General features: G+C 60.8%; 9 protein-coding genes and 1 pseudogene. 9 read left to right on the top strand and 1 reads right to left on the bottom strand.

Features of this window, described 5'->3' with window-relative positions:
- The 7 genes from EN943_RS38550 to EN943_RS30200 all read left to right on the top strand — a co-directional run.
- Positions 1-411: cupin domain-containing protein (locus tag EN943_RS38550; protein ID WP_164778457.1), on the top strand; the 411-nt coding region annotated here is incomplete at its 5' end.
- A gap of 245 nt (positions 412-656) precedes the next feature.
- Entirely contained in the window at positions 657-845 is a 189-nt protein-coding gene (locus tag EN943_RS37800) for a hypothetical protein (protein ID WP_164778456.1), read from the top strand.
- 56 nt (positions 846-901) lie between these two features.
- Positions 902-1,924 (top strand): substrate-binding domain-containing protein, encoded by a 1,023-nt coding sequence (locus EN943_RS30220; RefSeq protein WP_127415771.1) that lies wholly within the window; start codon positions 902-904, stop codon positions 1,922-1,924.
- Between the two features lie 428 nt (positions 1,925-2,352).
- Positions 2,353-3,783: an aldehyde dehydrogenase family protein gene (locus tag EN943_RS30215; RefSeq protein WP_245476029.1), complete on the top strand. Its 1,431-nt coding sequence runs from the start codon at positions 2,353-2,355 to the stop codon at positions 3,781-3,783.
- A gap of 168 nt (positions 3,784-3,951) precedes the next feature.
- Positions 3,952-4,875 (top strand): NAD(P)-dependent oxidoreductase, encoded by a 924-nt coding sequence (locus tag EN943_RS30210; RefSeq protein WP_127415769.1) that lies wholly within the window; start codon positions 3,952-3,954, stop codon positions 4,873-4,875.
- 166 nt (positions 4,876-5,041) lie between these two features.
- Positions 5,042-5,791: a 3-oxoacyl-ACP reductase family protein gene (locus tag EN943_RS30205; RefSeq protein WP_127415768.1), complete on the top strand. Its 750-nt coding sequence runs from the start codon at positions 5,042-5,044 to the stop codon at positions 5,789-5,791.
- 252 nt (positions 5,792-6,043) lie between these two features.
- Positions 6,044-6,685: an SGNH/GDSL hydrolase family protein gene (locus EN943_RS30200; RefSeq protein ID WP_127415772.1), complete on the top strand. Its 642-nt coding sequence runs from the start codon at positions 6,044-6,046 to the stop codon at positions 6,683-6,685.
- 374 nt (positions 6,686-7,059) lie between these two features.
- On the opposite strand, the gene EN943_RS30195 is transcribed toward EN943_RS30200, so the two are convergent.
- Positions 7,060-8,445: a PLP-dependent aminotransferase family protein gene (locus EN943_RS30195; protein ID WP_127415767.1), complete on the bottom strand. Its 1,386-nt coding sequence runs from the start codon at positions 8,443-8,445 to the stop codon at positions 7,060-7,062.
- A gap of 141 nt (positions 8,446-8,586) precedes the next feature.
- Between EN943_RS30195 and EN943_RS30190 the strand changes: the two genes are divergently transcribed.
- Together EN943_RS30190 and EN943_RS30185 are read left to right on the top strand one after the other, a co-directional pair.
- Positions 8,587-9,906 carry a hydroxymethylglutaryl-CoA reductase, degradative gene (locus EN943_RS30190; protein ID WP_127415766.1) on the top strand — a complete coding sequence of 440 codons (1,320 nt, stop codon included), beginning with the start codon at positions 8,587-8,589 and terminating at the stop codon, positions 9,904-9,906.
- A gap of 3 nt (positions 9,907-9,909) precedes the next feature.
- Positions 9,910-10,260: pseudogene (locus EN943_RS30185) on the top strand (ABC transporter permease); the annotation flags it as partial.

The raw sequence follows: 10,260 nt of genomic DNA, 5'->3' as shown, positions 1-10,260 counted from the left end.
CTCTTGCCCGGAGCACTTAGCCGGGCCGAAGGAGTGGACCGCGGCAAAGGCAAGGTGGCTCTGTCGCCGCCCCCACAAGGCGTAAAGTTTCGCTGGTTCACCTTGCAGCCGGAAAGGCTCACAGAAAACACTGATTACGATTTGACGGAGTACTCGAAGGTCTTCGACATGATCGGTGGCAGCGACACGCGTCCGGATACGTCCCGGCATCCCTCGATGCATCTGACGCAGACAATTGATTTCATCATACTTCTGCGGGGGCAAGTCCGGTTGCTGCTCGACGACGATGAACGCGTCATCTACCCAGGCGACGTCGTCGTCCAGCGTGGCACCAACCACGCCTGGGTCTGCGAGAGCGAAGAACCGGCGCTTCTGATCGCGGTACTGATCGACAAGGTATTTGCCGACTAGGTAGCAGACGACATTACTCAGTTTGGATCGCGCCGACAGAGCCTCGTGCTCTTTCGAACTGCACGGGCCGGTCGGGATCACAGACACACGGCCCTTGTAGGGGGGCAGCCATCCGGCGGCCGCGAGGCGCAATGTGGCCGAGAATGCGGCGCCGATATTTTTTGTCGCAAGGATTGGCAATAATATTATTGACATTAAAGGAGCGACACGTTTTTATCATCGGCAGTGAGCAGTGGGTATCTTTCATGACAACCATCGATCGCGTTCGAGCTAAGCATGTGTGCATGCCCTTTGGACTGCGAACGGGAATCGCCCGCCGCCAAATGACCGAGCGCGATCACGGCCTTTTAAGCCTCACGCGGCGGAAGCTTGGCGCCCACCGACTGTTGCAGACCGGCTTTGTTGTGGCTGGCCTCGAGCTTTATAATGGCTGATTTCGATCGGCTTCATCCTTCCGACTGCGGTCGCGATCAGCCAGCGACAGCAGACCATGACCTACTATCAGCGGCTGCAATGGGAGAGAGCTATGAAATTTTCGCGTAAGACACTTTGGACATCTTGCATCGCAGCCCTTGGCGCCTTGGCAAGCAGCTATGCAGGTGCGGAAGACCTCAAGATCGCTAATTTGTCGGCGCTTGTCGGCGATCCCTATTTCATCTCGATGAAATGCGGTGCGGAAGCTGCCGCCAAAGAACTGGGCGTGAACTTGCTCTGGAATGGTTCGACCGGCCCTGGCATCGCCGAACAGGTAAAGGTCATGGATGCCCTCAAGCTTCAAAATCCCGACGGGTGGATGCTGACGTCGTTCTCGTCAACGGCCTTGATCCAGCCCATCAAGGAACTGATGGCCGCCGGAAAGCCGGTCGTGCTCGCCGACGGAACCCTGGACGAGGAGATCATGCTGGAGGGCTTCCACAGCGACAACAGCGGAGCTGCAGAACAGATAGCCAAATTTGTGTCCGAGCACGTCAAGGGCAAGGCCAAAATCGGTGTGGTGGCGTCTTTCCCCGGCAATCCGGTCGATCAGGCGCGCTATGAGGACCTTCCCAAAACTCTCGCGAAACTGGCGCCGAATGTCGAGGTCCTTCCCTTCGAGTACGGCAAGGTTGACAGCAGCCTTTCGGCCAAGATCGCGGCAGGCCTGATCCTGGCTCACCCAGATCTGACGGTGCTTTATGCCACCAACGGAGCTCAGGCGCAGGGCGTCATCTCGGCCGTGCGCTCTGCCAATGCTCAGGACCGCATCATGGTCGTAGCGTATGACGCGACGCCCGATGAAGTCGAGGGGCTGCGGGCTGGCAGGATACAGGCCCTGATCGCGCAGTCACCCTACCTGATCGGTAAATTGTCGATGAAGGCAGTCGTTGACTATTTGCGGGCTAACCCCGGCGGCGCGGCCGTCAAGCCGAAAAATCCAGTCTACTCGATGACGCCGATCATGATGCTGACCAAGGACAACATCGATACCGAAGAGGCTAAGCCGTTCCCGTATCTCTCGGCTTGCGCCAAGTAAGCATGCCGCAGGTGCTTGCCGCGCTACGGCGTTTGCAACACCGCGGAGCATTGGGTCCGTCCTTCCGCTGCATATGATGGCGAGGAGCGGCAGGGGTCAAAGCCGGCACCGTTCCTTATCGGATGGTGCCGGCCAGGACGCTTCTAAACTCTATCCAAAGTAGCTGACCACTTGGCAACCGCACCACTCAAAGGCCAATCGACGAAGTTTCTTGTGCGCATGCTCGGAGAGCGCATTCCCGAAACGAAGAGCGTACGGCCAATTCCGTACGCTCCTCGATACCAAACAAATGCGTGCCGGCCGCGAGACAGGGTTGGCGACCGACGATCAAGGTTTTCAGTTCTTACAAGGAAAAGATCATGACCATTGCCATCCGCAAGCCCGCCCTTGGTGCGGCCGGCACGCTGTTTCTTGCAAAGCCACACAAGATGCTGATCGACGGAAAATGGGTCGATGCCCGTAGCGGCAAGACTTTGCCGGTGGAAGATCCTGCTACCCAGGAGATCGTCACGCATGTTCCCGCGGCCGAGAAGGCCGATGTCGATCGGGCAGTCGAGGCGGCGCGTCGCGCCTTCGAATCTGGTCCATGGTCGCGCCTGTCGCCGGCCGAACGATCCAAGATGGTCTGGCGTCTGGGCGACCTTCTCGAACAGCACGCCGACGAATTCGCCGAGATCGAGTCGCTGGACGCCGGAAAGCCTGTCGGCAATGCCCGGAACCAGGATGTCGAGGGCGCGATCGGCCTGTTCCGATATATGGCGGGCTGGCCACAGCGGCTTGCGGGTGAAACCGTGCCGGTTTCCAGCACCGGCGATTGGCATGCCTACACGCTACGTGAACCGGTGGGCGTCGTCGGTCAGATCATTCCGTGGAATTTTCCGCTGCTGATGCTGTCCTGGAAGGTAGCCCCGGCTCTTGCGGCCGGGTGTACCATCGTTCTGAAGCCGGCAGAGCAGACACCGCTTTCGGCCCTTCGTTTCGGCGAACTCGTCGCCGAGGCCGGCATTCCGGACGGAGTCGTAAATATCCTTACCGGATATGGCGAAGCGGCCGGAGCGGCCCTGGCCGCGCATCCCGATGTCGACAAGATCGCGTTCACAGGATCGACCGAGGTCGGCAAGCTTATCGTCCGGGCAGCGGCCGGAAACTTGAAGCGGGTGTCGCTTGAACTCGGCGGCAAGTCACCTGCAATCGTATTCCCCGATGCCGACCTGGACCACGCCATCGCCGGTACTGCGGATGCGATTTTCTACAATCAAGGCCAGTGCTGTACTGCGGGCTCGCGCCTCTTCGCCCACAAGTCGATTTACGACCGCGTTGTCGAGGGTGTGGCCGCGCAAGCCGGCAAGCTCAAGATTGGTCATGGGCTTGATCCGTCGGTCAACCTTGGTCCGCTCGTGTCGAAGGACCAGCATGATCGGGTCAGCGGCTTCCTTCAGTCTGGTCGTGCAGAGGGTGCCGAGGTGGTGACAGGCGGCAACGCTATCGGCGACAAGGGCTATTTCTTCGAGCCTACCGTCTTGGCGCAGACCAGCCGCACGATGCGCGTTGTGCGCGAAGAAATTTTCGGCCCGGTTGTCTGCGTCCAGTCCTTCGACGATGATGATCTGGACGCGGTCGCTAAGTTCGCCAACGATACCGAATATGGCTTGCTGGCCAGCGTCTGGACGAGAAACTTGAAGGTCGCTCACATGATGGCCCGCAAAATCAAGGCCGGCATGATCTGTATCAATGCCCATAATTATGGCGATGCGGCCTGGCCGTTCGGCGGCTACAAGCAATCTGGGTGGGGTCGCGAGATGGGTAAGGAAGTTATGGAGCACTACACGGAAACCAAGTCAGTCGCGGCTCGCCTTTAAGTAACCCAACCGATCCGGATCGCCGGCTAAACTTTGTGGTTTCATCACGGCGCTGACTGCGCTCAGGATTGGCACGGCAACAACACAACCCGCGCCGAGGCTGGACTTCGGTGCGGGTGACCGCTGGGCGATTTAACAGCAAGTGGCATAAAACGCAGGAGACATAAAATGGCGCCTCGCAGTGTCCTTGTCACAGGTGCAAGCGGCTTGATTGGTTTCGACCTGGTGCGCCGGCTCCACGCAGAGGGACATAAGGTTGTAGCGGTCGACCGGTCGGTCGCGGAGTTCCGCTCCGTGACCGAAACGGCCTTCGAAGTTGAGATCGGCGACGTGCACAAGTTGCACGAACTCGCTGCGCGCTTCGATGTCGATGCGATTGTGCACTGCGGCGGTGTTTCCGGACCAATGGTAGGGAAAAACAATCCGGCCATGGTGTTTAATGTCAATGTTGGCGGGACCGTCGATGTCGCGGAAGTAGCTCGACAGTTGGCAGTCCATCGTGGGTCCTGCCGACTCGTATATTGCTCATCCCTGATGGTCTATGGCGATCAGCCCCAGGATGGCATTGACGAAAGTCATAGGCTCTTGACGCGCAACTGCTACGCGTCAAGCAAGGTTGCCGCAGAAGCGGTGGTTCTGGCATATGCAGAAGAACACAACGTCGATGCCGCTATCCTGCGAATTGCGAGCGTATATGGGCCCCGACGTCGAACCAGTTGCACCCTTCGCGATATGATCGAGGATGCGCTTGCCGGACGGCACACGCATTTGCCGTTCGGAGAGGACTCCCGCCGCCAGTGGGTCCACGTCGATGATGTAGTCGCTGGCATTATCGCAGCACTTAACGCTCCCGCTCTAAAGCGACGCGTCTACAATATCAGCGCCGGCGTGAAGCCCCAGGTAGGCGAGGCGGCCTCTCTAATTCGCGAGTTTATTCCGGGAGCCGATATCAAATTTAGCGGGCACGGTGATGTCGGATATACGAGCGTTGGGCTCCTAAGCATCGATGCCGCACATGAAGATCTCGGTTATGTGCCCGAGGTTTCGCTTCGCGTTGGCATCAAGACGCTCGTCGATGCCATGCGCCACTAGGAATACCAGTGATCGAGGCAGGTTTCCGGGACTTGAGCCGAAGACGCATGATGCGATGCGCCCTCCGGTCGGGCTTCAGTCCCGGGCGCCCGCGTGTCGGCGGAATTGGATTTGACGCGCCCGCGGTGCCAATTCATCAGATCATCCCCTAGCGAGAGAAGCGAACATGCCCGGACGCCTTGAAGGAAAAACCGCACTCGTCACTGGTGGAGCACGAGGCATCGGCGAGGCTATCGCCCGCGCGTTTGTGCGCGAAGGCGCCGCAGTGGCCGTTCTGGATCGCGATTTGCTCAATGCGAAGGTTGCATCCGATAGGCTCGCCGCAGGCGGTGGAACTGTGATGGCTGTCGCTGCCGATGTCAGCGATGAGGCAGACGTAAGCAACGCTATCGAGATGGTGAAGCGCTCGCTCGGTCGCATCGATATTCTGGTCAACAATGCCGGGATCAGCACGACAGCTCCAGTCACCGAAATGTCCACTTCCATGTGGGACGAGATGATGGCGGTCAATCTACGCAGCGTCTTCCTCTGCACCCGCGCGGTTCTTCCCGGCATGATTGAACGAAAGTTCGGGCGGATTATATCGATATCGTCGCAACTGGCTCAAAAGGGTGCGGCCGAAATGGCGCACTACGCAGCGGCTAAGGCGGGCATTATCGGCTTCACGCGTTCCCTTGCCTATGAGGTGGCTAAGGACGGCGTTACCGTGAATGCAATTTGTCCTGGCCCGATCGACACCGAGCTGGCCCGCGGTGTGCCCGAGGCCCGGCGCTTGCGCAAGATCGCCAGCTTACCCATAGGTCGCGTTGGCACCGTGGAGGAGATTGCCCCCACCGCTGTCATGCTCGCCTCAGATGAAGGGGCCTATTATATCGGAGCGACCCTCAATCCAAATGGCGGCGACGTGATGGTGTGAGGAGGCGAAGTCGGTGCTCTGCGTTGGATGCCTATCGGCTGGCGTTCCCGCCGGAGCCGCGCCTTTGCCCACTTTTCCGCCGGCCTGGTATAGTAACCCCCCGCCTATGGTTGACCTTTCGGGTGTTGCGTGTCGAGCTGGCGGGTATGCGGACAAAATATCATAAGAAAAGAAGACTGGGCCGTTTCGGATGCCGGCATCGCCGTGTCGATCCCCGGCAAGCGCCGGACATCGGATGAGGGGAGGGCAGCTATGAAGACGATTCTCTGCTATGGCGACAGCCTGACCTGGGGCTATAACGCGGAAACGCGAGAGCGGCACGCCTTCGAGGACCGTTGGCCGAGCGTGCTTGCCAAAAGCCTCGGGCCTGATGTCACGGTTATCGCAGAAGGGCTTGCTGGCCGCACGACCGCCTATGACGACCATGTTGCGGATTGCGACCGCAACGGCGCGCGCATTTTACCAACGATCCTGCACAGCCACGATCCGATCGACCTCGTCATCCTGTTCCTAGGCGCCAATGATATGAAGCCGACCGTTTGCGGCACCCCCTTTGGCGCGGTGCGGGGCATGGAGCGGTTGGTGGAGCTGGTGCGCCACCACGCCTGGGCTTTTGATGCCAAGGAAGGGCCGGAGGTGCTGATAATCGCTCCGCCGCTGATCCGCGAGACCGCGAACAAAGCCGTTGCAGCCGTGTTTGCCGGCGGTATAGAAAAATCGGCGATGCTGGCGACGCTATTTGCCGATATAGCGGACGAACGTGGCTGCGGCTTCTTCGATGCGAGTTCTGTGTCGCAGACGACGCCACTCGACGGCGTGCATCTTGATACGAAGAACACGCGAGCGATCGGCAAGGCCATTGAACCAGTCGTGCGCAAGATGCTGGGCATCTAAAACTATCCCCGAAAAAGTGGGAAGCAGTTCATGGGAATCGCGCGACCTATCAGAGGTAGCGTGCCCTCCGACCGAACGTACCGTCCAAGTGGAATGCCTTTGGTATCCGCATAAACCTTCGGACACGGCGCGACAGCTAGAGCATTTAAGATCGCCGGTCAGGCTTGCCGGGTGACGGACGCTGCGGCCAAGACATTACGGCCATGACGACGAGCATGACTGTCGGTCCTGCCATGACCGCGGTCAGGACCATGCCTAGTTCGCTATCCGTGGCGGTTCCTGTGACCGCGGGCAGCGTCGCGTTGCGATTTCGCTCTTTGCACAGCTTGCTATCCGTCTTCGTCGCCTGAGGCGGCGGGCATGATAGCGGTTCGCTATGATCCCTGACTCGCGCCGCCAGTCGTTGCTCGGCGTAAAAAATCAAAAAATTTGGGATCGGAGGCCCAGGCGATGTTGACGCGGATGCCTGCCTTGGTCGGGCGACGTTCCGGTGAAAACACGGTGCCCGGTGCGATGAAAATCCCCTCGCGAGCGCCTTCCCGGGCCAGTGCGATGTCATCGACATGGTCGGGCAGCTCCAGGTAGACGTAGTACCCACCCGTTGGCTCGGCAAAAAGCTTCATGCCTGTCTTCTGAAGACGGGGAACAACCGTTTCGGTCGCCTGGCGCACGCGCTGCCCGAGGCGCTTCAGGTGCCGCCGGTAATGGCCCTCGCTGATCAGCCCGTGGATCAACCGCTCGATATGTCCCGAGCTGTTGACGGTCGTCAGCATCTTCAACTCGGCGAGCGAGGCGATCAAATCGGGGCGCGCCGCGATATAGCCGCAGCGCAGGCTGGCCGAGAGCGTCTTGGCGAAGGTGCGCACGCAGATGACGTTCTGCAACTGGTCGAGCGCCGCCAGTCCGACGCCGCGCACCGTTGGCAAGTCGATGAACGGATCGTCCTCGACCACCAGCATGTCGCACCGCGCCGCGATCGTCAGGATCGAATGCGCTGTCGGAAGGTTGGTCGAGCTGCCGGTTGGATTGTGCGCCAGCGATTGCGTGAAAAAGAGTTTTGGACGCTCGCGCTCGGCCTTGCCGGCCAGGTCCTCCGGATCCGGACCGGTCGGGGTCCTTGTGACGCCCACCATGCGGATTTGAGCCAGCTTCAGCTTGGCAAACAGCGGATAGTAGCCGGGATCGTCGACCAGCACGGTATCGCCGGCAACCAGGAAGCGACGGATGATCAGGTCCAGGGCATGGTTGGCGCCGAACGTCAGCAGGATCTGCTCGGGCGTCGCCTGCACTTCGCGTTCCATCAGGTCGAAGGCCAGCCGCTCACGCAGCGCCGGTAGCCCCATCGCCGAACCGTATCCGTCGCTGCTGGACCGCTGATTCCTGCCCAGCAGCCCGAGATGACGCCGCACCTCGGACTCTTCCATCCACGATGCCGGCGGGCGCCCGTCGCCGACGCGGATGGAAAAGCTTTCCTCCAGCTGCGCGCTGAGCAGCGAGGCGATGTCGACGGCCTCGGCGACATGCAGCGGACGCTCGCTCGGCTTCTGCCGTCGGCGTTCCGCGACCGTGAAGCCCGCACCTGGTCGCGACAGCGCAATTCCGGCCGAGACCAGACGGTCATAAGCATCGACAATAGTGTTTTTGGAGACATCGAACTGCTCGGCCGCCTTGCGTATCGATGGAAGTTTGGCGCCGGCGACAAGCGAGCCTGTCTCGATGCGCCTTCTGATCTCGCTGGCCACGGCTTCGGCGCGCGTCATCCTCGATCCCTTGCGACAGCGTCCCAAAAATGCACTGGTACAGTGACCGGCTGTTTCTCAAAAACTGTACCTTGTCTGATGGTATCAGTTCGACGATAGCTGGCTCAACAAGAAAATGGCATTCGCAGGGAGGCGATGTTGATGGGGGCAGTCCAGGACGGTGTCGAACCCCGGCTGAATTCCCGCATCGAGAAATTCCGTGACCTGTCGCCGGCCGATCGCCTGGCGACGGTAGGCGGTATTGCAGGTCTTTCCCAAGCCGACCGCGATGCCTTGCGTGGGGGAGGGGCGCTTGCCCTCAATGTTGCCGATGGCATGATCGAGAATGTGATCGGCACATTTGAAATCCCGCTTGGCGTCGCCAGCAATTTTACAATCAATGGCCGCGACTATCTTATCCCGATGGCGGTGGAAGAGCCCTCCGTGGTTGCCGCCGCATCGTACATGGCGCGCATCGCCCGCGGCTGTGGCGGCTTCGAGACGTCCAGCACAGCACCGATCATGCGGGCGCAGGTACAGGTTCTCGGCCTGTCCGATCCGCACGGGGCCCGCGCGCGGCTGCTGTCGGGCCGCGACGAGATCGTCGCCGCTGCCAATGAAAAAGACTGGGTCCTGAACCGGCTCGGCGGCGGCTGCCGCGACATCGAGGTGCAGGTCTTCGAAGACACGGCCGTCGGGCCGATGGTGGTGCTGCATCTTCTCGTCGATGTCCGCGACGCGATGGGCGCCAACACGGTCAACACCATGGCCGAAACGGTGGCGCCGCTGATCGAGCGCATGTCGGGCGGCACTGTCAGGCTGCGCATCCTCTCCAATCTTGCCGACCTCAGGCTGGCGCGCGCGCGGGTGCGTTTGACGCCGGAGGCATTGGCGACCAAGGAATTTACCGGCGAGCGCATGGCCGCCGGCATTGTCGAAGCCTGTGCGCTTGCGATCGTCGATCCGTACAGGGCCGCCACCCACAACAAGGGCATCATGAACGGCATCGACCCGGTCGTCGTCGCCACCGGCAATGACTGGCGCGCGATCGAAGCCGGCGCGCATGCCTGGGCGGCGCGCAGCGGCCGCTACACATCCTTGAGCCGTTGGGAGATCGACACCGCCGGCGCCCTCGTCGGCACGCTGGAAATGCCGATGGCACTCGGCCTCGTCGGCGGCGCCACCAAGACGCATCCGGCGGCGCGCGCCGCACTGAAATTGCTCGGCGTGAGCACCGCGCAGGAGCTTGCCGAGGTCGCGGTCGCAGTCGGTCTTGCGCAGAACATGGCGGCACTCAGGGCGCTCGCCACCGAAGGCATCCAGCGCGGCCATATGGCGCTGCATGCGCGCAACATCGCGATCCTGGCAGGGGCGGTGGGCGGGGACATCGAGAAAGTCGCGAGCGAACTTGCGGTCAATCACGACGTCCGCGTCGATCGCGCCAAGGAAATTCTCGCAAGACTCAGCAAAGAGAAGGCCTGAGCGGTGGGCCAGGAGACCGCAAACGCCAATCCGGCACGGCTTCAGAACCTGCTGAAAAGCCAGGAAGGCATCGTCCTCGCGTTGGCGGTTCTGGCCTTCGTGCTGTTCTCTTTCTTGCTGCCGTCCTTCTTCAGCGCCGGCAACATTCTGACCCTGGTCCGGAGCGTCTCGATCCTCGGCATCCTGGCGCTCGGCATGGCGCTGGTCGTCATCGCCAGGGGCATCGACGTGTCGATGATCGCGACGATGGTCGTTTCGGTTTCATGGGCGTTCGTGATCGCACGCTCGGGCTATTCGCTGGAATTTTCCCTGCTGGTCGGCGCCCTGTTCGCGGTCGGTGCCGGCGTGCTGATC

This window comes from Mesorhizobium sp. M7A.F.Ca.US.006.01.1.1 (assembly GCF_003997935.1).
Taxonomy (GTDB): Bacteria; Pseudomonadota; Alphaproteobacteria; order Rhizobiales; family Rhizobiaceae; genus Mesorhizobium.
This window is presented reverse-complemented; position numbering and strand designations above follow the sequence as displayed.

Excerpts from the sequence above, each read along its gene's own strand:
- EN943_RS30190 (WP_127415766.1), top strand. The coding sequence starts at position 8,587 with ATGGGGGCAGTCCAGGACGGTGTCGAACCCCGGCTGAATTCCCGCATC.
- EN943_RS30195 (WP_127415767.1), bottom strand. The coding sequence starts at position 8,445 with ATGACGCGCGCCGAAGCCGTGGCCAGCGAGATCAGAAGGCGCATCGAG.
- EN943_RS30220 (WP_127415771.1), top strand. The coding sequence starts at position 902 with ATGACCTACTATCAGCGGCTGCAATGGGAGAGAGCTATGAAATTTTCG.
- EN943_RS30215 (WP_245476029.1), top strand. The coding sequence starts at position 2,353 with ATGCTGATCGACGGAAAATGGGTCGATGCCCGTAGCGGCAAGACTTTG.
- EN943_RS30200 (WP_127415772.1), top strand. The coding sequence starts at position 6,044 with ATGAAGACGATTCTCTGCTATGGCGACAGCCTGACCTGGGGCTATAAC.
- EN943_RS30205 (WP_127415768.1), top strand. The coding sequence starts at position 5,042 with ATGCCCGGACGCCTTGAAGGAAAAACCGCACTCGTCACTGGTGGAGCA.
- EN943_RS30210 (WP_127415769.1), top strand. The coding sequence starts at position 3,952 with ATGGCGCCTCGCAGTGTCCTTGTCACAGGTGCAAGCGGCTTGATTGGT.
- EN943_RS37800 (WP_164778456.1), top strand. The coding sequence starts at position 657 with ATGACAACCATCGATCGCGTTCGAGCTAAGCATGTGTGCATGCCCTTT.